The sequence below is a fragment of the Thermoanaerobaculia bacterium genome (assembly GCA_035260525.1).
Classification (GTDB): Bacteria; Acidobacteriota; Thermoanaerobaculia; order UBA5066; family DATFVB01; genus DATFVB01.
The window spans coordinates 1-21343 of sequence record DATFVB010000248.1 but is presented as its reverse complement, the minus strand read 5'-3'; the positions used below and the strand labels follow the sequence as shown (position 1 = coordinate 21343).

The window sequence follows — 21343 nt, the reverse complement described above, 5'->3', positions numbered from 1 at the left end:
CGCGGGTCGGACGCCCGCATCCCGTCTCCCTCGCGTCTCGCGACGCCTCCGAACCGAGGAACGAACTTCCCACTCAGATTCGTTCGGGGTGCGCGCCCGGCGCCGACTCCCACTCAACGACGGACCGGTTCGTGACGGTTTGCCTGACCCTTGACCTTCGACTTCCGCTCGCCTTACGGCCGCCGGGTTAAGCGGCGCGGTACGCGCCCGCTTCAACCCCGGCGTCGACTCTTCGACTCAGTCGCCGCCGACGTGTCCGACGTACACCATCGTCTCGTACTCCATCGTGACGGCGCCGGCCGACGACGTCTCCCGGAACAGCCGCGCGAGGTCGTCGAGCATCGGCGCGTGGCGCGGGTCGCCGGGGCCCGGCGTGTAGGAGGAGGAGAGCAGCCGGGCGCGCAGGCCGGCTTCGTCGAAGCGCTGCCGGTTCGGGAGCGTGAAGCGCTTCCACGGGCCCGGCCGGAAAAACGACTCGAAGACCTCGGAGCCGAGGTTCTTGTGGTCGACGGCGCCGTAGTCGGTCCCGTGCCGGCGCAGCAGCGCCTCGTACCCTTCGCTGAAGGCGCTCCCGCGCGTCCTCCGGTCGTTCCAGACGAGCGCGACCGTGCGCGGCGGGCGGAGGATGCGCGCGAACTCGGCGCGCGCGGCCTCGCGGTCGAACCAGTGGAACGCCTGCCCGGCGGTGACCCGGTCGATGCTCTCGGCGGGAAGCGTCGTCGCTTCCGCGGTGCCGTCGACGCTCCGGAAGAGCGGTATCGCCTCGAACGCCGCTTCCGCGGCGGCGCGCATCTTCTCGTTCGGCTCGACGGCGTACACCTCGCTTCCATAGTCGAGGAACACCCGGGTCAGGAGGCCGGTGCCCGACCCGACGTCGGCGACGGTGTGCGACGGGCGGAGACCCGCTTCCCGTTCGAGGATCGCGATGAGATCTTCGGGATATCCCGGGCGCGACCGCACGTACGCGTCGACGCGATCCGAAAACCGCTTCCGTGGATCGGTCCCGGCGCCCCCCGTCATCGGGCGGCCCCGGCGGCCGCGGCGAGGTCGTCGAGCAGGGCCGAGGCGCCGATCCGGAAACGCGACGGGGTCCCCCCGGAAGGCCCGAGCACGCGCCGCGCCAGCGCGAGATACGCGAGCGCGTCGTCCGTCCGGCGGATGCCCCCGGAAACCTTCACGCCGATCCTCCGACCGGTCGTCCGCTCCGCGTCCCGCGCGGCTTCGAGGAGAAGGAGCGCGGCGCCCGGCGTCGCTCCGACCGGGAACTTACCGGTCGAGGTCTTCAGGAAATCGGCCCCCGAGGCGATTGCGATCGCCGCCGCGCGCCGGATCCGCTCGTCGGAGCCGAGCTCTCCGGTCTCGAGGATCACCTTGAGCGTCGCCGCGCCGCACGCGTCACGGAGGGCGGAGATGTCGGCGGCGACCCGCTCTTCTTCGCCGGCCCGGAAGGCCTCGCGGTCGATCGGCGCATCGATTTCGTCGGCGCCGTCTTCGAGCGCGCGCCTCGCCTCCGCGACCTTCGCCGGAAGCGGCGCGCGTCCGTATGGAAAGTCTCCCGCGACGCACGCGACGCGAACACGCGAGCCGGCGAGCTCGCGCCGGGCGCGCGAGGCGAACCGCGGAAAGACGCACACGGCCGCGACCGGAGGCGCGTCCGGGGCGGGAGCGGCCGCGCGCCGGCAGAGCGCCGCGATGTGTTGCTGCGTGTCGGCGTCGTCCAACGACGTGAGGTCGAGAAGAGAGATCGCGGTGAGCGCCTGCTCGCGAATCGACTCGGCGGCGGCCGTCGTTTCGGACATCCGGCCGAAGCTTACTCCCCGGAAGGTGCCCTCGCCGCCAAAGGATAGATCTCGAGCTTCCGGTGAATCGCTCCCGACGGCGTGAGAGTGCTCGCGTAGAGGATGAACGCGTCCACCCGCCAGGGCCCGGCGGAGAACGGTTCCCGGCGGCCGATCCAGTCCCGCACCGCGCTTCCCGGGGTCCGATCGAGCCGGGCGAGGGTCAGGTGGGGCGAGAACCGCTTCTCGTCCGCTGCGGCGACGCCGGCCGCGGCGACGCGCGTCTCGATCGCGGCGTGCAGCGCCTCGAGGGGCTCGGGCGGAAGGAGCCCGGACCAGAGGACCCTCGGCGCGCGGAACGAGGGAAAGACGCCGAAGCCTTTGGCTTCGACGTCGAACGCGGGGACGTCGATAGCCCGCAGCGCGCCCGCGATCCGCGGTACGAGGGCGTCGTCGACCGGCCCGAGGAACCGCAGGGTGACGTGGTACTGGTCCGGCCGCGTCCAGCGGGCGCCGTCGAGGCCGCGGCACGCTCCGGCGAGCGTCTCGCACACCGGATCGGAAGGGTCGACCGCGACGAAGAGGCGGGTGACGGGCGCGTTCACGGCGCGCGCCGCCGCGGCGGAGCGGGTCCGCGGCGTGCGGGCGCGGCCGGACGGGGCTTCGGCGGCATTCCTGCCGCCGGATAGACGACGCGCGCGAGAAAGAGACCGGACGGCGGGGCGGTCCACCGCGCGGGCTCGCGCGAGGGACGGGCGAGGAACGCGGCGACGGCGTCGGGCGCGAGGTGTCCCCGTCCGACTTCGACGAGCGTCCCCGTCATGCGGCGGATCATCTTCCAGAGGAAATGGGACGCCGCGACGCGCAGCAGGACCTTCGAACCGCCCTCGACCGCCTCGCAGCGCTCGACGCGCACGCGCGTCGACGTCTGGCCCGCGGGATTCTCGCAGAACGAGGAGAAGTCGTGGTCGCCGACGAACTGCGAGGCGGCCTCGCCCATCGCGGCGGCGTCGAGCGCATCCCGGACCCACCAGACGAAGGGCTTTTCGAAGGCGGTGCGCACCCGCGAGACCCGGTACTCGTACTCGCGCGACACCGCGTCGTGGCGCGCGTGGAAGGCGTCGTCGACCTCCTCGACCGACAGGACGTTCACGTCGGGCGGGAGCCCGTCGTTGATCCCGTACTGGATCTCGAGTCCCGCGAGACGCTTCGCGGCCCGGAAATTCGCGACCTGTCCGAGCGCGTGGACGCCCGCGTCCGTGCGCCCGGCGCCGATCAGCCTTACCGGCTCGCCGAAAAGCGACGCCGCGGCGCGCTCGAGCACCGCGGCGACCGTCCGGTCCGTGTTCTTTTGCGTCTGCCAGCCGCGGTAGCGCGTGCCGTCGTACTCGATCGTCAGCTTGTAGTTCGGCATGGACCTCCGGACGAGACCTTATCGCGGCCGTCCCGGAAAAACGAACGGCGCGTGAATTGCACCGCGATCCGCGGGATGATGCGCAGGAATGTCCGATCCTCGGGTCTTGGGGTGGTCGCGAGCCGACCGGTGCGACGGTTGAGCCGGGCCAGCCGAGCGGAAGCGCGGAAGCGGTCGGCGGTTTCCCGGGCCATGAGGAAGCGCTTCGAGCGGAATTCTCACGTACGGCCGCGCGGCGTTCGACGAGCCTCGACCCCGTCACGCGTCCCGTTTCCCCGAGCCCGATCCCGCGACGGGTCGAGCGCTTCGAGCGCGAGCCGCGCAACCGAAAAATGGACACCCTGACGCACGGCCTCGCCGGCGCGCTGATCGGCCGCGCCGGCGGCGCGCGGCAAGCCGCCGGAGCGGTCGTCGCGACCGCGGCGGCGGCCGCGATGTTCCCGGACATCGACGCGTTCTTCCTCCCCGGCTCGTGGTTCCGGCTCGGCGACACGATGAGCTATCTCCGGTACCACCGGGGCGTCACCCACTCGTTCGTGTTGGCGCCGCTGTTCGCCGCCGGGATCGCCCTCATCGCGTGGCGGCTCGCCCGGCGCCCCGCGTTTTCGGCGCTCTTCGCGGCGGCTCTCGCCGGCATCGTGAGCCACATCCTGTTCGACTGGATCACTTCGTACGGCACGATGTTCTTCGCGCCGCTCTCCTGGAAGCGGTATTCGCTCGACTGGGTATTCATCCTCGATCCGTACTTCACCGGGATCCCCGTGGCAGCGCTTCTCCTTTCCCTTTTCCTGCGGGGCCGCGGGCGCGCGGTCGGCGCCGCGGGGACGATCCTCCTCTTCGGTTACGTCGCCTTCTGCGGGGCGATGCACCGGAGGGCGCTCTCCGAGGCGCGGCGGCTCTTTCCCGCGGCGTCGGTCGCGGCCCTTCCCCAACCGCTGTCTCCGCGGCGATGGGCGCTCTTCGCCGATCACGGAGACCGCATCGACGTCGCGTACGTCCGCCTCGGCGACGGGCCCGCGCCGCGTTCCGCCCCGTCGCCTCCCTCCTCGCGGGCGGGGGGCATCCTCGAGGAGCTCCGGATGGCGTACCGGCCCTCCGGCTCGGCGCCGGTCGAACGATTCGCGACCGAGGAGGCCGATCCGCCGGTCGTCGCGGCGCGGCGGTTCCCCGACGTCTCGGACTGGCATCGTTTCGCCCGCTTCCCGATCGCGAAAGTGGAGCCGCTGGCCGACGGCGGCGCCCGCGTGACGTTCACCGACCTGCGTTTTCGCGGGCCGTGGGGCCGTCCCGCGTTCCAGTACGAGGTGCTCATGTCGCCGGACGGAAGGGAGCGGGCCTCCGGATTCGTGCGGCTGTTCGTCACCCAGGACGAGACGCGCAGGAAGTGACGAGCCGCGCCGGCGTGTGCCGGCTCGTTTCTGCTTCCGGGGCGGCCGCGCGCCCCGCGGCCCGCGGGCAGATCGTCACCAGAGTCCACGCACGGCCGATCCGGACCGCACCTCGCCGCTCCCGCAGATGAATGCACGGTGAATTCCGGCGTTTCGGCGGACACCGGCAAACCCCGCCGGTAAACGGATCGAACGGATCGACTCGTGCGCAGAACTTGCATGCGGGGACAGACGGGATATTCTTGGCCCGAGGAAACCCGGGGTTCTCGTCCTCTCGGTGTCGGGAAAATTTTCGAGAGGGTTTGTGGCGCGCAGCGTGAGTCCGACAACCATTTCGGTATCCCCGTCCCTTTCGCGAGAGGGTCGCCTCCTCTGCACGTTCACTCTCCGCGCGCGTCGATGAGCTGACGATGCAGATTTTTCATCGCAGCACCAACTTTCTCGCGAAGCTCTCGATTTTCGGTTCTCTCTTCATCGTGGCCGGGCTCGCCGGAGCGGCCTGGGAGATCTACATGTCGCCCTGGACGACGCAGGTCGGCACGCCCAAGGAGCAGCCCGTGCCGTTCTCGCACGAGCACCACGTGCGCGGGCTCGGTCTGGACTGCCGCTACTGCCACACCTCCGTCGAGACGAGCGCCTTCGCCGGCATCCCGCCGGTCAAGACCTGCATGACGTGCCACTCGCAGATCTGGACCAACGCCGCGATGCTCGAGCCGGTCCGCGCGAGCTACCGGACCGGACGGCCGATCGAATGGACGCGCGTCCACGACCTGCCGCAGTTCGTCTATTTCAACCACAGCATCCACGTGAACAAGGGGATCGGCTGCGCGTCGTGCCACGGCCGCGTGGACGAGATGCCGATCACCTGGCAGGTCAACTCCCTCTACATGCGATGGTGCCTGGGCTGCCACCGCGACCCGACGCCGTACCTGCGGCCGCGCGACCAGGTCTTCAACATGGAATATGCCCCGCCGGCCGATCAGGCGGCGCTCGGGAAGAAGCTCGCGAAGGAATACCGGCTCCTGAACACCGCGCAGATGACCGACTGCGTGACGTGCCACCGATGATCGGGCAGCGTCCGCCGATCGATCTCGACGCCGTGCGGGCGCGGCTCTCGTCCGCGCGCGGCCCCGAGTACTGGCGCGGGCTCGAGGAGATCGCCGCGACGGAGGAGTTCCGGGACTTCCTCGCCCACGAATTCCCGGAGAACGCCGAGCAGTGGGGCGCCGACGCCGTGTCCCGGCGCCGATTCCTTCAGCTGATGAGCGCGTCGCTCGCGCTCGCCGGCCTCTCCGCGTGCACTCGCCAGCCCGAGGAGAAGATCGTCCCCTACATCGAGCAGCCGGAAGAGATCGTCCCCGGCCGGCCGCTGTTCTTCGCGACCGCCCTTCCGTGGCGCGGCCACGCGATGCCGGTGCTGGTCGAGAGCCACATGGGCCGGCCCACGAAGATCGAAGGGAACCCGCAGCATCCGTCGTTTCCCGCCGGCGGCACCGACGCCTTCATGCAGGCGTCGGTCCTGAACCTCTACGACCCCGACCGCGCGCAGGTCGTGACGCATGCCGGGACGATCGCGAGCTGGGAGGCCTTCGTGGCCGCGCTCGGCCCGGTTCTCGCGGCGCAGCGCGCCTCGGGAGGCGCGGGCTTCCGGCTGCTGACGGGGACCGTGACTTCGCCGACGCTCGGCGCGCAGATCCAGGCGCTGCTCGCGGATTTCCCCTCCGCGCGGTGGCATCGCTGGGACGGGATCCCGTCCGACGCCTCGCGCGCCGCGGCGCGGGCCGCCTTCGGACGCGACGTCGCGTACCGATTCCGGTTCGACCGGGCGCGCGTCGTCCTGTCGCTCGATTCCGACTTCCTCTGCGGCGATCCGGGCAGCGTGCGCTATGCCGCGGATTTCGCGTCGGGACGCCGGATCCGCCGCGACCGGATGGAGCTCTCCCGGCTCTACGCGGCCGAGTGCACGCCGACGCTCGCGGGAGCCGCCGCCGATCACCGCCTCGGCATCCGGCCGAGCGTCGTGCCCGCCCTCGCGGCGGCCGTCGCCGCCGCGGTCGGCGCCGGCGGAGCGGGCGCCGCGGCCCTGCCGGCCGACGCCGCGTCCGGCCTTCCGGCCGGCGCACGGAAGTTCGCCGCTGCGGCCGCGAAGGACCTCGCCGCGCACCGGGGGGCGTCGCTCGTCGTCGCCGGAGACGGCCAGCCCGCCGAGGTGCACGCTCTGGCGCACGCGATCAACCGCGCTCTCGGCGGCGCCGGGACGACGGTCGAGTACACGGAGCCGGTCGAGGTCGACCCGGTGGTCCAGCTCGACTCGCTGAAGGATCTGGTCGGGGAGATGAACGCCGGGCACGTCGAGCTGCTCGTCGTCTTCGGGGGAAATCCCGTGTTCACGGCCCCCGCCGACTGGAACTTCCGCCAGGCGCTGATGAAGGTCCGGACCGCCGTGCGGCTCGGCTTCTGGGAGGACGAGACCTCGGAGTGGTGCCGCTGGAACGTTCCGATGACGCACGCTCTCGAGACCTGGAGCGACGCCCGCGCCTTCGACGGCACGGTCACCATCGCGCAGCCGCTCATCGCGCCGCTCTACCAGGGGAAATCGGAGCACGAGCTCGTCGCGGCCCTCGCGGGCGATCCGGATCGCACGAGCCACGACATCGTCAAGGAGTACTGGAGCGGCCGCCACGCCGGCGGAGACTTCGACGCGTTCTGGCGGAAGTCGATCCACGACGGCTTCGTCGCCGGCACGGCGCTCGCGCCGCTGACCCCGCCGGCGTCCGGCTCCGTCGCGGCGCCCCCGGCCGCGGCGGAGAGCGGCGGACTCGAGGTGATCTTCCGCCCCGATGCCACGATCTGGGACGGCGAGTGGGCCAACAACGGGTGGCTCCAGGAGCTGCCGAAGCCGCTCACGCGGCTGACGTGGGACAACGCCGCGCTCGTGTCGCCCGCGACGGCGTCGCGGCTCGGGATCGCGTCGGAGGACGTCGTGTCGGTTTCCGCCGGGGGCCGTTCGGTCAAGGCGCCGGTGCTCGTCCTCCCCGGGCAGCCGGACGACACGGTGACGCTTCCGCTCGGATACGGCCGCCGCCGGACCGGATCGGTCGGCCGGGAGACCGGCTTCGACGCGTTCTCGCTCCGAACGTCGGGCGCCCTCTGGTCCGTTTCGGGGGCGGCGGTGACGAAGACGGGCGCGTCGTACCGACTCGCGTCGACGCAGCTCCACAACACGATGGACGGCCGCAACCTCGTCCGCGCGGCGACGCTCGGCCGGTTCCGCGGCGACCCGGAGTTCGCAAAGAAGCTCGGCGAGAACCCCGAGAGGAACGACTCTCTCTATCCGGCGTTCCCGACGGAGCTTCCCGGCAGCGAACCGGCCTGGGGAATGGCGATCGACCTCAACACCTGCATCGGGTGCGCGGCGTGCGTCGTCGCCTGCCAGTCGGAGAACAACAGCCCGGTCGTCGGCAAGGAGCAGGTGCTGCGCGGCCACGAGATGCACTGGCTGAGGATCGACCGCTACTACCAGGGAGGGCTCGAGAACCCGAAGACCTACTTCGAGCCGGTGCTGTGCATGCACTGCGAGAAGGCGCCGTGCGAGATCGTCTGTCCGGTCGGCGCGACCGTCCACAGCCCCGAAGGGTTGAACGAGATGATCTACAACCGGTGCGTCGGGACGCGGTACTGCTCGAACAACTGCCCCTACAAGGTGCGGCGCTTCAATTTCCTCCAGTACTCCGACACGAAGACGCCGAGCCTGCGGCTGCAGAAGAACCCCGACGTCACGGTGCGGAGCCGCGGCGTGATGGAGAAGTGCAGCTATTGCGTGCAGCGGATCTCCACCGCGCGGATCGAGGCCGAGAAGAAGAACGCGCCGATCCGCGACGGCGACGTGAAGACCGCGTGCCAGCAGGCGTGCCCGGCGGGCGCGATCGTCTTCGGAAACATCCACGACCGGACGAGCCGCGTCGCGGCGATGAAGGCCGAGCCGCTCGAGTACGGGCTGCTCACGGACCTGAACACGCGGCCCCGCACGACCTATCTCGCGAAGGTATGGAACCCGAATCCGGAGCTGGGCAGCGAATGAGAAATCATGGGACGCTGCCGCCGCCCCGGAATTTCGAAGCACGAAACTCGAAATTTGAAACAAGCGGGAAATTCGAAGCGCGAATTTCGAAATCCGAAACAAATTCGAAATTCGAGATTCGAAATCTGAAACGGGGAAGGTCCGCGAGCCGGGCCCCGATTCTCGCTTCGAGTTTCGGGCATTCGGTCATTCGAATTTGTTTCGGATTTCGATATTTGAATTTCGGATTTCTCATGCCAGTGGCACGAGCGTGACCGAGATCCCCGAGCACACCGCGAGCCTCTCCGGCGGACCCGTCCTCGAGCCGGGCCACACCTACCGGAGCGTCACCGAGAAGATCAGCTCGATCGCGCTCGCGCGCAAGACGCCGAAGGGGTGGTGGGTCGGGTTCGGGGTCTCGTTCCTCCTGCTGATGACCCTCATGTACGCGGTCGGCTACCTGTTCATCAAGGGCGTCGGGATCTGGGGGATCAACGTTCCGGTCGCGTGGGGCTTCGCGATCGTCAACTTCGTCTGGTGGGTCGGGATCGGGCACGCCGGGACGCTGATCTCGGCGATCCTGCTCCTGCTCCGCCAGGAGTGGCGCACGTCGATCAACCGCTTCGCCGAGGCGATGACGCTCTTCGCGGTCGCCTGCGCCGGCCTCTTTCCGCTCCTCCATCTGGGGCGGCCCTGGGTCTTCTACTGGCTCTTCCCGTATCCCGACACGATGCGTCTCTGGCCGCAGTTCCGCAGCCCGCTCGTGTGGGACGTCTTCGCGGTCTCGACGTACGCCACGGTCTCGCTCCTCTTCTGGTTCGTGGGGCTCCTCCCCGATCTCGCGACGTTGAGAGATCGGGCGAGAAGGCGTCCGGCGAAGATCATCTACGGCATCCTGGCGATGGGATGGCGCGGGTCGGCGACCCACTGGCACCGCTACGAGACGGCGTACCTGCTGCTCGCGGGGCTCGCGACACCGCTCGTCGTGTCCGTCCACACGGTCGTGTCGTTCGACTTCGCCGTCGCCCTGCTCCCCGGATGGCACACGACGATCTTCCCGCCGTACTTCGTGGCGGGCGCGATCTATTCGGGCTTCGCGATGGTTCTGACGCTCTCGGTCCCGCTCCGCGCGTTCTACGGCCTCGAGGACTTCATCACGATGCGGCACCTCGAGAACATGGCGAAGGTGCTGATCGCGACCGGGCTCATCGTCGCTTACGGGTACGCGGCGGAGCTGTTCATGGCCTGGTACAGCGCGAATCCCGCCGAGCAGTTCCTCGCGAAGAACCGCGCGTTCGGACCCTACTGGCCCGCGTACTGGTCGCTCATCCTCTGCAACATCCTGACCGTCCAGCTCCTCTGGTTCCGGAAGATCCGCACGCGCCCGTGGATCCTGTGGGGCATCTCGCTCGTGATCAACGTCGGCATGTGGCTCGAGCGCTACGTGATCGTCGTCGTCTCGCTCACCCGCGACTTCCTGCCGTCGATCTGGCGTTCGTACCACGGGACGCGGTGGGACTGGGCGACGTTCCTCGGCTCGATCGGCCTGTTCCTGTCGCTCCTCTTCCTCTTCATCCGGTTCCTGCCGGTGATCTCGATCGCCGAGATGCGCTCGCTCGTCGACGAGACGGAGGGGCGCGAATGAATCGGTCGTTGCGCCCTCCGATCTACGGGCTGCTGGCCGAGTTCGGCGACCGCGACCGGCTGCTCGAGGCCGCCCGCGCGACCGGTGCGGCCGGATACCGCGCCGTCGACGCCTACACGCCGCTGCCGGTCGAGGGGCTGGCCGACGCGATCGGCTTCCATCACACCCGCCTGCCGTGGGTCGTGTTCGCCGGCGGCGCGCTCGGCGCGCTGGGCGGTTTCGGGATGCAGCTCTACGCCTCGGCGGTGCACTACCCGCTGAACATCGGCGGCCGGCCGTTGAACTCCTGGCCCGCGTTCATCCCCATCACGTTCGAGCTGACGGTCCTCGGGGCGTCGCTCTTCGCCGTCTTCGGGCTCCTGGCGCTCAACGGTCTCCCGACCCCCTATCACCCGCTCTTCAACGTCGACCGGTTCGAGCTCGCCTCCCGGGAAGCGCTCTTCCTCTGCGTCAAGTCGAAGGACCCGAATTTCGACCGCGGCGAGACCCGGGCATTTCTCGAGGCGCTCGGCCCGAGCGGAGTCTGGGAGGTGCCGTGGTGAGCGGGCGCGCACCGGCCGTCGCGCTCGCGGCGGTGATCGCCGCCGCCGGGCTCGCCTGCCGCCAGGACATGTTCAACCAGCCGAAGGTCCGGCCCCTGCAGGCGAGCACGTTCTTCGCCGACGGCCGCGCCTCGCGCCCGCTTCCGGAAGACACCGTCGCGCGCGGACAGCTCCACGAGAACGAGCTCCTCTACACGGGACGCATCCACGGCGTGGTCGCGGACGCGTTCCCTTTCCCGGTGACGAAGGAGGTCCTCGACCGGGGGCAGGAGCGCTTCGACGTCTTCTGCTCTCCCTGTCACGGCCGCACCGGCTACGGCGACGGGATGATCGTGCAGCGCGGCTTCAAGGCCCCCCCGTCGTTCCACAGCGACCGGCTGCGACAGGCGCCGGCCGGGCATTTCTTCGACGTGATGACCAACGGTTTCGGGGTGATGTACGACTACCGCAGCCGCGTGACGCCCGAGGATCGGTGGGCGATCGCGGCGTACATCCGCGCCCTGCAGCTCTCGCAGCACGCGGGCGCGGCGGACCTCGACGCCGCGAACGCCGCCGCGAAGGCGGCCGGGGAGAAACGTTGAGCGCGATCGATCTCCGCCGCTCGCCGTCGGGGATCCCGCTCGGGATCGGGATCGCCGGAATCGCCGTCTGCGGGATCGGCGCGATCTTCAACCCGGTCCAGTTCTTCCGGTCGTATCTGATCGGTTATCTGCTCTGGCTCGGCGTCGCGCTGGGATGCCTCGCGATCCTGATGCTGTACCACATGGTCGGGGGCCGGTGGGGCTTCCTCATCCGCCGCATCCTCGAGGCCGCCACGCGCACGTTCCCGCTTCTCGCCGTGCTCTTCCTTCCGATCGTCTTCGGCGCGCGCGAGCTCTTCCCGTGGGCGAATCGCGAGGCGGTTCGCGCGGACCCGGTGCTCGTCGCGAAGGCGCCGTATCTGAATCTCCCGTTCTTCGTGATCCGCGCCGCGATCCTGTTCGCCGTCTGGATCGCGCTCTCCGCGCTCCTGAACCGGTGGTCGGCCGAGCAGGACGAAACCGACGACCCGGCCCTCGGGATCCGGCTCCAGAGGCTCTCGGCGCCCGGCCTCATCCTCTACGCCGCGACGACCTTCTTCGCGTCGGTCGACTGGCTGATGTCGCTTGCGCCCCACTGGTATTCCTCGATATTCGGGATGGCGTTCATGGTCGGGCACGGGCTCTCCGCGATGGCGCTCGTGATTCTGGCCGTGCGCTTCCTCGCCAACAGCGAGCCGTTCTCGCGCGTGACGTCGCGATTCGTGTTCCGCGACCTCGGGAACCTCCAGTTCATGTTCCTGATGCTGTGGGGATACATGACCTTCTCGCAGCTCATCATCGTCTGGTCGGGGAACCTCCCGGAGGAGATCTCCTGGTACCTGCCGCGTCTCCACTCCTCGTGGAAGTTCATGTCGCTCTTCATCCTGCTGTCGTATTTCGGCGCGCCGTTCCTGCTGCTCCTCTCCCGCCGCGTCAAGGAGGACATCCGTTTCCTCTCGCGGGTCGCGGGATGGGTGCTCGCGATGCGGGTGCTCGACCTGATCTGGCTCATCGAACCGATCTTCCATCCGGCGGGCATCTCGCTTTCCGTCCTCGACTTCGCGGCTCCGGTCGGGATCGGCGGCGTGTGGACGGCCGTCTTCCTCTGGCAGCTCGAGCGGCGGCCGTTGCTCGCGATCCACGATCCCCGCATGGAGGCCGCGATGGAGGTTCGGCATGGCTGAACGGCCCGGAGAGATTTCGACGGCGCGCCGCGCGCATCAGGAGACGGACATCGACGCGGGCGCCGTCACATGGTTCGGCATCGCGCTCGCCGGCGTGGTCATCGCCGTCGCGATCGCGACGCATGTCGGGCTCGCGATCGCGGACCATCGCCCCCCGAAAGGGGAAGCCCTGCGCTCGCCGCTCGCGGAGGACCGCCTTCCGCCCGCGCCGCGTCTCCAGACGTCGCCGCCGGCCGACATGCGGGCGTTTCGCGCCCACGAGGACGCGATCCTGAACTCGGCCGGGTGGGTCGACGAGGCGAGCGGAGTGGCCCGCATCCCGATCGAGCAGGCGAAAAAGCTCCTGCTCGAAACGGGTCTTCCGGTCGCCGCCGGCGCGGACGCGCCGGCGGAGGAGAAAGCGCCATGAAGCGGGCCCTCGCCGCGCTCGTCGCGATGCTCGCCGCGGCGGCGGCCTCCGCGCAGGCGCAGAACGCCCCCTCGCCGCTCGCGGACGTCTCGATCGAGCAGAAGCTCGGCGCTCCGCTGCCGCTCGACGCCACGCTTCGCGACGAATCGGGCCGGACGGTCGCGCTCGGCGACTACTTCCATCGCCGCCCGGTGGTCCTGGCGTTCGTGTATTACGAGTGCCCGATGCTCTGCTCCTACGTCGAGTCGGGGACTCTGAAGGCGATGCGGGCCCTTTCGTTTTCGGCCGGCCGCGAGTTCGAGCTCGTGACGGTCAGCATCGACCCGTCCGACCTGCCGAAGATCGCCTCCGCGAAGAAAGCCGATTTCGTGCGGCAGTACGGACGCCCGGGGGCGGAGGCGGGCGTGCACTTTCTGACCGGGCCGGCCGAATCGATCGCGGCGATCACGCGAGCCGCGGGGTTCCGCTACGTCCGGGACCCCGAGACGAAGAGCTTTTCGCACGCGGCCGGCATCATGCTCGCGACCCCGGACGGCCGCCTTTCGAAATACTTCTACGGGATCGAGTACTCGGCACGCGACCTCAAGCTCGGCGTCATGGAGGCGTCGAACCGGCGGATCGGGACGCCGGTGGACCGCATTCTCCTGTACTGCTCCCACTACGACCCCACGACGGGCAAATACGGCCTCGTCGTGATGCGCGTCGTCCGTCTCGGCGGCCTCGCGACGGTCGGCTCGCTCGGCGTCTTCATGGTGGTCATGCTCCGCCGCGAGCGCCGGAGAAAGAAGGCATGATCCCCGGAATCGAGTTCCCGCTCTTCCCGGCCCGCGCCTCCACGCTCGCGGGGTCGGTCGACACTGTGTATTTCTTCCTGCTGGGGATCACGGCCTTCTTCTCGACGGTCATCTTCCTCTGCATCGCGATCTTCGCGATCAAGTTCCGGCGGCGGTCGGACGACGAGCGCCCGCCGGAGATCCACGGGTCGCTCACGCTCGAGATCGTCTGGACGGCGATCCCGCTCGCGATCGTGATCGGCCTCTTCATCGCCGGGGTCCGCATCTTCTACGCGGGCGCGCGCCCGCCGGCCAATGCGATGCCGATCTACGTCGTCGGCAAGCAGTGGATGTGGAAGGTGCAGCATCCGGAGGGGAAGAGCGAGATCGACGAGCTGCACGTGCCGCTCGGGGTGCCCGTGAAGCTCCTGATGACCTCCGAGGACGTGATCCACGACTTCTCGATCCCCGCGTTCCGGATCAAGCGCGACGTGCTGCCGGGGCGCTACACGACGGAGTGGTTCCAGGCGACGAAGACGGGGGACTTCCACCTCTTCTGCGCGCAGTACTGCGGGACGAACCACTCCGCGATGGTGGGGCGCGTCGTCGTCATGGAGCCGTCCGACTTCGAGAAATGGCTCGCCGAAGTGCCGCGCTCGCCGTCGATGGCCGAAAACGGCGGGAAGATCTTCGCGAAGTTGAACTGCGCGACGTGCCACTCGGATCCGCGGAAGGCGCCGCTGCTGGCCGGGAGCTTCGGATCGACGGTCCCGCTCGCCGACGGCGGCGCGGCGGTCGCGGACGAGGCGTACCTGCGCGAGTCGATCCTGTTGCCGCGGACGCGGATGGTGGCCGGCTACCCGCCGACCATGCCGACGTACCAGGGGCAGCTCTCGGAATCGCAGGTCCTCGAGCTGATCGCCTACGTGAAGTCGCTTTCGGGCGGGAAGGGAAACAGCCGATGAGCGTCGCCGTCGCGCCTTCCGCGCGCCCCGACTACCTGAACGACGGCTACGGCATCAAGTCGTGGCTGCTGACGCGCGACCACAAGCGAATCGCGCTCCTGTACCTCGCCTCGATCACGTTGTTCTTCATGCTGGGAGGGGTCTTCGCGCTCCTGATCCGCCTGGAGCTCCTCACGCCGGCCGGCGATCTGGTCACGTCCCAGACCTACAACAAGCTCTTCACGATGCACGGCGTCATCATGGTGTTCTTCTTCCTCATCCCGTCGATTCCCGCCGTGCTCGGCAATTTCCTCATCCCGCTGATGATCGGGGCGCGCGATCTCGCGTTCCCGCGTTTGAATCTCCTCTCCTGGTACGTCTACGTCGTCGGAGGCGTCTTCACGCTGACGGCCGCGATCACGGGAGGTGTGGACACGGGCTGGACGTTCTACACGCCGTACAGCTCGACGTACTCGAACTCGCACGTGGTCCTGACGGTCGTGGGCGTCTTCGTCACGGGGTTCTCGTCGATCCTGACGGGCTTGAACTTCATCGTCACGATCCACAAGATGCGTGCGCCGGGGCTCTCCTGGTTCCGGTTGCCGCTCTTCGTCTGGGCGCACTATGCGACGAGCATGATCTTCATCCTGGGGACCCCGGTGCTCGCGATCTCGCTCGTCCTCGTCGGCCTCGAACGGATCTTCCGGATCGGGATCTTCGACCCGCACATCGGCGGCGATCCGCTCCTCTTCCAGGACCTTTTCTGGTTCTACTCCCATCCCGCCGTCTACATCATGGTCCTGCCGTCGATGGGGGTCGTCTCGGAGATCATTCCCTGCTTCTCGCGCAAGCGGATATTCGGCTACAACTTCATCGCGTTCTCGAGCGTCGCGATCGCCGTGCTCGGCTTCCTGGTGTGGGGGCACCACATGTTCGTGTCGGGGCAGTCGGTCGCGGCCGGCGTGATCTTCTCGGCGCTGTCGTTCCTCGTTGCGATCCCGTCGGCGATCAAGGTCTTCAACTGGACGGCGACCCTGTACAAAGGGTCCATTTCGTACCAGACGCCGATGCTCTACGCCTTCGGCTTCATCGGCCTCTTCACGATCGGCGGACTGACGGGGCTGTTTCTCGCAACGCTCGGCGTCGACGTCCACGTGCACGACACCTACTTCATCATCGCGCACTTTCACTACATCATGGTCGGCGGCGCGGTGATGGGATATCTCGGCGGCATCCACTTCTGGTGGCCGAAGATCTCGGGCCGCATGTACCCGGAATGGTGGGGGAGAGTCGCCGCGGTCGTCGTCTTCGTCGGCTTCAACCTGACGTTCTTCCCGCAGTTCATCCTCGGCTATCTCGGGATGCCCCGCCGATACCACGCCTACCCGCCGGAGTTCCAGGTCTTGAACGTGATCTCGACGGCGGGCGCCTCGATCCTCGGCATCGGGTATCTCCTTCCGCTCGTCTACCTCACCTGGTCGATGCGCTACGGCCCGAAGGCGAGCGCGAATCCGTGGGGCGCCAAGGGCCTCGAGTGGGAGACGAGCTCGCCGCCGCCGACGGAGAACTTCCTGGAGACCCCGATCGTCACCGAGGAAGCGTACGCCTACGCCTCCTCCGGAGCGCCGCATGTCTGAGCATTCGATGGCCGGCGGGTCCTCTTCGCCCCGCGCGTACGCGCGCGCCCATCAGTTCGACGACCCGGGCCAGCAGCGGGAGGCCGGCGTCCTCGGGATGTGGACGTTCCTCGTCACCGAGATCCTCTTCTTCGGCGGCATGTTCGCCGGCTACACCGTGTATCGCAGCCTCTATCCGAATGCGTTCCGGGCCGGCAGCCATGCCATGAACCTGACGATCGGGAGCGTCAACACGGCCGTGCTCATCCTCTCGAGCCTCACGATGGCGCTCGCCGTCCACGCGTCGCAGACGGGGCGGAAGAAGTCGCTCGTCGCCTACCTTTCGGTCACGATGCTCTTCGGCCTGATGTTCCTGGGTTTCAAGGCGATCGAATGGACGGCGGAGTTCCGGGAGCACCACGTCCCGGGGCCGCGCTTTTCCTTCGGCGGCCCGGACCCCGTGCATTCCCAGATCTTCTTCTCGTTCTATTTCGCCATGACCGGGATGCACGCCCTGCACATGGTGATCGGCCTCGGGCTCATGACGTTTCTCCTGATCACCGCGCGGCAGGGGAGGTACGGGCCGGAATACCACTCGCCCGTCGTCGTCGGAGGCCTCTACTGGCACTTCGTCGACATCGTGTGGATCTTCCTCTATCCGCTCCTCTACCTGATCGGAGCGCGGAAATGAGAGAACGCCGAATGTCGAAAGCCGAATGTCGAAAGTCCGGTGCGGCTCCCGAAGGTCTTTTGGTCGGCGAGACCTTCGACCTCCCGACCCGTGACATTCGACCCGGCCACGGGGGCAGCCGATGAATCACGATGAATCGGCGACCGTGAACGCCCACTCCGGCGTCCACATCGTCCCGCGGAAGGTCTATTTCGCGGTCGCGGCGGCGCTCATGGTGCTCCTCGTTCTCACGTATGCCGCCGCGCAGGTCGACCTCGGTCCGTTCAACATCGTCGTGGCGCTCGCGATCGCCTTCACGAAGGCGATCCTGGTCGTGCTCTTCTTCATGGAAGCCCGATGGAGCAGCCGGCTGACCTGGGTCGTCGCCCTGGCGGGGATCGTGTGGCTTGCGTTGCTGATGGGGGGGACGCTCGACGACTTCCTGACGCGGGCTCACATCCTGCCGGGGATGTGAGCCCGCTCGCCGGCGCGGCGGATGCATCGAGCCGGGCGGGCGCGTGCCGCCGGCCGGCCGCACGACGTACGCTCTCGGTACGCCTTAGCGTCCGGCCGCCGACCCGCATCCCGTCCGGCTCGCGCCTCGCCGCGCCTTCGGGTTGTCTCAAAATGAGATCGCCCATCGTTCCGAGCGCCGTCGCCAGCGCGGCGACTTGTCGCGCCGAAGCCTTGGCGGAGGCGGATGCATCGAGCCGTCCGCCTCCGCTCTACCGAGCTACGGCGCGATCGGCTGTGAGCTCGCGCGGACCGTATCGGCCGGTCGATGCCAATAGGATCGCGCCGAAGCTTCAGCGAAGGCGGAGGCGGGCGCGTGCCGCCGGCCGGCCGCACGACGTACGCTCTCGGTACGCCTTAGCGTCCGGCCGCCGACCCGCATCCCGTCCGGCTCGCGCCTCGCCGTCGAATCGACTGATATGGAGAGCCCCCCGATCGTTGCTGGACCGGCAACGAACGCAAAGCCCCGTCATCTCGGGAGGACTTCTCGCCCCGAAGCCTCCGCGAAGGAGGGGCGAAGCGATCTCGACTCTGGCTCGCGAGGAGCAAAACCCGTACGATCGGGGTTCGTAAAAACGCTGATGAGGTGCATCTCATGAAATCGAAGTCCCCGTTCCTCCTCGCCGCCATGCTGATCACGGCGGTCGCTCTCGCCGCGCCGGCTCCGTCCGGCCAAGGCGCGGCGCCGAAGAAGCCCGGGATCGCGACACGGAGACCGGCGAAACCCGCAGGTTCCGGCGCGAAGCTCGTCCCGGTCACCTCCGTGGAGGGGATCACCGAGTACCGGCTCGCCAACGGCCTCCAGGTCCTCCTCTTCCCCGACCCGACGAAGCCGACGGCGACGGTCAACCTCACCTACAGGGTCGGCTCCCGCAACGAGGAGTACGGCGAAACGGGCATGGCGCATCTCCTCGAGCACCTCATGTTCAAGGGCACGCCGGAGCACAAGAACATCTACGCCGAGATGACCGCCCACGGCGCCCGCAACAACGCGAGCACGTGGTTCGACCGCACGAACTACTTCGAGACCTTCGACGCCTCCGACGCGAACCTGAAATGGGCGCTCGAGCTCGAGGCGGATCGCATGGTCCATTCCTTCATCGCGAAGAAGGACCTCGCGAGCGAGATGACGGTCGTCCGGAACGAGTTCGAGTCGGGCGAGAACGACCCGGCCCGGATCCTCGAGGAGCGGGTCCTGTCGACGGCGTATCTCTGGCATAACTACGGCCACTCGACGATCGGAGCGCGCTCGGACATCGAAAACGTGCCGATCGCGCACCTCCAGGCGTTTTACCGGCTCTGGTACCAGCCGGACAACGCCACGCTCCTCGTCGCCGGAAAGTTCGACCCGGGGAAGACGCTCGCCTGGATCCGCGAGTACTTCGGGAAGATCCCGAAGCCCGCGCGAGCGCTTCCGACGTTCTATACCCAGGAGCCGACGCAGGACGGCGAGCGCGACGTGGACCTCCGCAGGGTCGGCGACGTGCAGGAGCTCGCGGTCGCCTACCACGTGCCGGCGGGCTCGCATCCCGACGCCGCCCCAATCGACCTCCTCGTTCAGATCCTCGCCGACACGCCCGCGGGACGTCTTCACAAATCGCTCGTCGAAACGCACCAGGCGTCCTCGATCGGCGGCTATCTCCAGCCGCTCCACGATCCCGGCTTCGTCCTGTTCTACGCGGAGATCCCGCCGGACAAGCCGCTCGACGTGGCGAGGAAGACGATGCTCGCCACACTCGACGGTTTCGCCTCCGCGCCCTGCACGAAGGATGAGCTCGATCGCGCGCGCACCCAGCTCCTGAAGGACATCGACCTGACGTTGAACAACTCCGCGCGCGTCGGAATCGAGCTCTCCGAGTGGATCGGCATGGGCGACTGGCGTCTCTTCTTCCTGCACCGCGACCAGATCCGCAAGGCGACGCTCGAAGACGTCCAGCGCGTCGCGGCCGAGTACCTGAAACCCTCGAACCGGACGGTGGGCGCCTTCTATCCCACGCCGAAGCCGGATCGGGCCGAGATCCCCGCAACGCCGAACGTCGAGGCGGAGCTCGCCGGCTACAAGGGCGACCAGGCGATCGCTGCCGGTGAAGCGTTCGATCCCTCTCCCGAAAACATCGACAAGCGCACGACCCGCCAGAAGCTCGGCAACGGAGCCGAGGTTGCGTTGCTCCCCAAGAAGACGCGCGGCGAGACGGTCTATCTCTCCGGGACGCTGCGGTTCGGAACGGTCGAATCGCTCAAGGGCCTCGACACGGCGGGGAGCTTCGCCGGCGACATGCTGCTTCGCGGCTCGAAGCACCACACGCGGCAGGAGATCCAGGACGCCTTCGACAAGCTGAAAGCCCGCGTGTCCGTCGGGGGAGGGCCCACCCAGGCGAACATCGGGATCGAGACGGTGAGAGCGAACCTGCCGGACGTTCTGAAGCTCGTCGTCGAGGTCCTGCGCGAGCCCGCCTTCCCGGAAAAGGAGTTCGAGCTCCTCCGCGAGGAGTCTCTCGCCGACATCGAGCAGCAGCTGAGCGACCCGCGCGCGATCGCCGTCAACAACTTCGAGCGGCACCTGAACGACTTCCCGAAGGGGGACGTCCGGTACGTCGAGACGCCGCAGGAGGAGAAAGCGGACGTGCAGGCGGTCAAGCTCGAGGACGCGAAGAAGTTCTGGGAGCGGTTCTACGGCGCTTCGCACGCCCAGATCGCAATCGTGGGCGACTTCGATCCGGCGGCGGTCATGCCGGTGCTCGAAGAGGGGCTGGGGAGCTGGACGAGCGCGGAGTCGTTCGAGCGCGTGCCTCATCCGTTCCAGGACATCGCTCCGGCCGACAGGTCCTTCGAGACTCCCGACAAGGCGAACGCGTGGTTCCTGGCCGGCGAGAACCTCCACGTCCGTGACACGGACCCGGACTTTCCGGCGCTGTTGCTCGGCAACTACATCTTCGGCGGCGGGTTCCTGAACTCGCGCCTCGCCACGCGGATCCGCCAGAAGGAAGGTCTGTCCTACGGGGTCGGCTCGCAGTTCTCCGCGTCGCCGTTCGAGGAGTCCGGGTCCTTCCTCGAGTACGCGATCTACGCACCGCAGAACGCGGCGAAGCTGCGCACGGCCGTCGAGGAGGAGATGAAGCGCGTCATGCAGGACGGCTTCACCGAGGACGAGGTCAGGCAGGCGCGTTCGGGGCTGCTCCAGGCGCGGCAGGTCAGCCGCGCCCAGGACCCGGAGCTCGCTCGGCGGCTGTCGGGTTACCTCTTCATTCCCCGAACGATGGAGTACGACGCGAAGGTCGACGCAAAGCTCGCCGCGATGACGCCGGCGGAGATCCTCGCGGCCTGGAAGCGCCACCTCGATCCTTCGAAGATGACGTACGTTCGCGCCGGCGACTTTGCCAACGCCTCGAAGTACGAGAAGAAGCCCGGAGGAGGCTCTCCGCCTCCTCCTTCGAAATAGGAAGACGGCGAACCGACGGCGGTCGAAGGAGTGCGCTTCGGGATGACGGGAACCGGCGGGGCCGGCTCTCCCAGGGAACGCTCCCCGCGTCGCCCGGAGGCCGCCGTCGACGGGCCGCCCGACTCTTCGAGCGCCCGGGCATGAGATTTCCTGCGGCGCGCTTTGGTCTGCTCCTGGGACTGGCACTCGGCAGCGGTGTCGCTCTCGGCGACACGAGGCCGCCGGTGGACATACCCGCTCTCCACGAGGCGCAGGCGCAGGACGCCGCTGTTGCGGCGATCGACGGGCACATGGAGCGGGGAGACTGGCGGGCGGCGAGCGACGCCGCGAGAGCGGTGCTCGAGCGATCGAAGAGCGTGTGGCACGGCGCGCTGCAACGGGCCCTGGTCCGGCTGGCGTTCCTCGAGG

19 protein-coding genes are annotated in these 21343 nt (G+C 68.5%); 15 read left to right on the top strand and 4 right to left on the bottom strand.

The window, feature by feature from the left end; genetic code table 11:
- Positions 1 to 237: 237 nt before the first annotated feature.
- From VKH46_12350 to truA, 4 genes are read right to left on the bottom strand one after another with little or no spacing between them, the layout of a single operon-like run.
- Complete coding sequence (locus tag VKH46_12350; GenBank protein ID HKB71628.1) at positions 238 to 1020, bottom strand: class I SAM-dependent methyltransferase; 783 nt, start codon at positions 1018 to 1020, stop codon at positions 238 to 240.
- Positions 1017 to 1799: a deoxyribose-phosphate aldolase gene (gene deoC / locus VKH46_12345; protein ID HKB71627.1), complete on the bottom strand. Its 783-nt coding sequence runs from the start codon at positions 1797 to 1799 to the stop codon at positions 1017 to 1019. Before deoC ends, VKH46_12350 begins: the two co-directional genes overlap by 4 nt.
- An 11-nt stretch (positions 1800 to 1810) precedes the next feature.
- The gene (thpR, locus tag VKH46_12340; GenBank protein ID HKB71626.1) at positions 1811 to 2383 is read right to left on the bottom strand and encodes an RNA 2',3'-cyclic phosphodiesterase; all 573 of its coding nucleotides are present in this window, start codon (positions 2381 to 2383) and stop codon (positions 1811 to 1813) included.
- The gene (gene truA / locus VKH46_12335; GenBank protein HKB71625.1) at positions 2380 to 3192 is read right to left on the bottom strand and encodes a tRNA pseudouridine(38-40) synthase TruA; all 813 of its coding nucleotides are present in this window, start codon (positions 3190 to 3192) and stop codon (positions 2380 to 2382) included. Before truA ends, thpR begins: the two co-directional genes overlap by 4 nt.
- 332 nt (positions 3193 to 3524) lie before the next feature.
- On the opposite strand from truA, the gene VKH46_12330 reads away from it, so the two are divergent.
- From VKH46_12330 to VKH46_12260, 15 genes are all read left to right on the top strand, one after another.
- On the top strand, positions 3525 to 4580 hold the full coding sequence (locus tag VKH46_12330; protein ID HKB71624.1) for a metal-dependent hydrolase: 1056 nt from the start codon (positions 3525 to 3527) through the stop codon (positions 4578 to 4580).
- 410 nt (positions 4581 to 4990) lie between these two features.
- Positions 4991 to 5647, top strand: a complete 657-nt coding sequence (locus tag VKH46_12325) for a cytochrome c3 family protein (protein ID HKB71623.1) — start codon at positions 4991 to 4993, stop codon at positions 5645 to 5647.
- Positions 5644 to 8661: a TAT-variant-translocated molybdopterin oxidoreductase gene (locus VKH46_12320; protein HKB71622.1), complete on the top strand. Its 3018-nt coding sequence runs from the start codon at positions 5644 to 5646 to the stop codon at positions 8659 to 8661. Before VKH46_12325 ends, VKH46_12320 begins: the two co-directional genes overlap by 4 nt.
- 250 nt (positions 8662 to 8911) lie before the next feature.
- Complete coding sequence (nrfD, locus tag VKH46_12315; protein HKB71621.1) at positions 8912 to 10285, top strand: NrfD/PsrC family molybdoenzyme membrane anchor subunit; 1374 nt, start codon at positions 8912 to 8914, stop codon at positions 10283 to 10285.
- A gap of 8 nt (positions 10286 to 10293) precedes the next feature.
- On the top strand, positions 10294 to 10827 hold the full coding sequence (locus VKH46_12310; protein ID HKB71620.1) for a DUF3341 domain-containing protein: 534 nt from the start codon (positions 10294 to 10296) through the stop codon (positions 10825 to 10827).
- Complete coding sequence (locus VKH46_12305; GenBank protein ID HKB71619.1) at positions 10824 to 11408, top strand: cytochrome c; 585 nt, start codon at positions 10824 to 10826, stop codon at positions 11406 to 11408. The genes VKH46_12310 and VKH46_12305 overlap by 4 nt, the downstream gene beginning before the upstream one ends.
- The gene (locus VKH46_12300) at positions 11405 to 12571 is read left to right on the top strand and encodes a hypothetical protein (GenBank protein ID HKB71618.1); all 1167 of its coding nucleotides are present in this window, start codon (positions 11405 to 11407) and stop codon (positions 12569 to 12571) included. Before VKH46_12305 ends, VKH46_12300 begins: the two co-directional genes overlap by 4 nt.
- Positions 12564 to 12980: a hypothetical protein gene (locus VKH46_12295; GenBank protein HKB71617.1), complete on the top strand. Its 417-nt coding sequence runs from the start codon at positions 12564 to 12566 to the stop codon at positions 12978 to 12980. The genes VKH46_12300 and VKH46_12295 overlap by 8 nt, the downstream gene beginning before the upstream one ends.
- Positions 12977 to 13774 carry an SCO family protein gene (locus tag VKH46_12290; protein HKB71616.1) on the top strand — a complete coding sequence of 266 codons (798 nt, stop codon included), beginning with the start codon at positions 12977 to 12979 and terminating at the stop codon, positions 13772 to 13774. The genes VKH46_12295 and VKH46_12290 overlap by 4 nt, the downstream gene beginning before the upstream one ends.
- On the top strand, positions 13771 to 14718 hold the full coding sequence (gene coxB / locus VKH46_12285) for a cytochrome c oxidase subunit II (GenBank protein ID HKB71615.1): 948 nt from the start codon (positions 13771 to 13773) through the stop codon (positions 14716 to 14718). The genes VKH46_12290 and coxB overlap by 4 nt, the downstream gene beginning before the upstream one ends.
- The gene (ctaD, locus tag VKH46_12280; protein ID HKB71614.1) at positions 14715 to 16334 is read left to right on the top strand and encodes a cytochrome c oxidase subunit I; all 1620 of its coding nucleotides are present in this window, start codon (positions 14715 to 14717) and stop codon (positions 16332 to 16334) included. Before coxB ends, ctaD begins: the two co-directional genes overlap by 4 nt.
- Positions 16327 to 17004 carry a cytochrome c oxidase subunit 3 family protein gene (locus VKH46_12275; GenBank protein HKB71613.1) on the top strand — a complete coding sequence of 226 codons (678 nt, stop codon included), beginning with the start codon at positions 16327 to 16329 and terminating at the stop codon, positions 17002 to 17004. The genes ctaD and VKH46_12275 overlap by 8 nt, the downstream gene beginning before the upstream one ends.
- 145 nt (positions 17005 to 17149) lie before the next feature.
- Entirely contained in the window at positions 17150 to 17458 is a 309-nt protein-coding gene (locus tag VKH46_12270; GenBank protein ID HKB71612.1) for a cytochrome C oxidase subunit IV family protein, read from the top strand.
- A 633-nt stretch (positions 17459 to 18091) separates the two neighbouring features.
- Positions 18092 to 20935: a pitrilysin family protein gene (locus VKH46_12265; protein ID HKB71611.1), complete on the top strand. Its 2844-nt coding sequence runs from the start codon at positions 18092 to 18094 to the stop codon at positions 20933 to 20935.
- A 224-nt stretch (positions 20936 to 21159) separates the two neighbouring features.
- Positions 21160 to 21343, top strand: a 184-nt coding sequence (locus tag VKH46_12260; protein ID HKB71610.1) for a hypothetical protein, incomplete at its 3' end; no start/stop codon positions are given.

What these genes read in the sequence shown, in the direction of transcription:
- VKH46_12265 (HKB71611.1), top strand. Translation starts at nt 18,092, where the DNA reads ATGAAATCGAAGTCCCCGTTCCTCCTCGCCGCCATGCTGATCACGGCG.
- VKH46_12320 (HKB71622.1), top strand. Translation starts at nt 5,644, where the DNA reads ATGATCGGGCAGCGTCCGCCGATCGATCTCGACGCCGTGCGGGCGCGG.
- VKH46_12295 (HKB71617.1), top strand. Translation starts at nt 12,564, where the DNA reads ATGGCTGAACGGCCCGGAGAGATTTCGACGGCGCGCCGCGCGCATCAG.
- VKH46_12350 (HKB71628.1), bottom strand. Translation starts at nt 1,020, where the DNA reads ATGACGGGGGGCGCCGGGACCGATCCACGGAAGCGGTTTTCGGATCGC.
- VKH46_12275 (HKB71613.1), top strand. Translation starts at nt 16,327, where the DNA reads ATGTCTGAGCATTCGATGGCCGGCGGGTCCTCTTCGCCCCGCGCGTAC.
- VKH46_12290 (HKB71616.1), top strand. Translation starts at nt 12,977, where the DNA reads ATGAAGCGGGCCCTCGCCGCGCTCGTCGCGATGCTCGCCGCGGCGGCG.
- VKH46_12330 (HKB71624.1), top strand. Translation starts at nt 3,525, where the DNA reads ATGGACACCCTGACGCACGGCCTCGCCGGCGCGCTGATCGGCCGCGCC.
- VKH46_12325 (HKB71623.1), top strand. Translation starts at nt 4,991, where the DNA reads ATGCAGATTTTTCATCGCAGCACCAACTTTCTCGCGAAGCTCTCGATT.
- deoC (HKB71627.1), bottom strand. Translation starts at nt 1,799, where the DNA reads ATGTCCGAAACGACGGCCGCCGCCGAGTCGATTCGCGAGCAGGCGCTC.
- truA (HKB71625.1), bottom strand. Translation starts at nt 3,192, where the DNA reads ATGCCGAACTACAAGCTGACGATCGAGTACGACGGCACGCGCTACCGC.
- coxB (HKB71615.1), top strand. Translation starts at nt 13,771, where the DNA reads ATGATCCCCGGAATCGAGTTCCCGCTCTTCCCGGCCCGCGCCTCCACG.
- ctaD (HKB71614.1), top strand. Translation starts at nt 14,715, where the DNA reads ATGAGCGTCGCCGTCGCGCCTTCCGCGCGCCCCGACTACCTGAACGAC.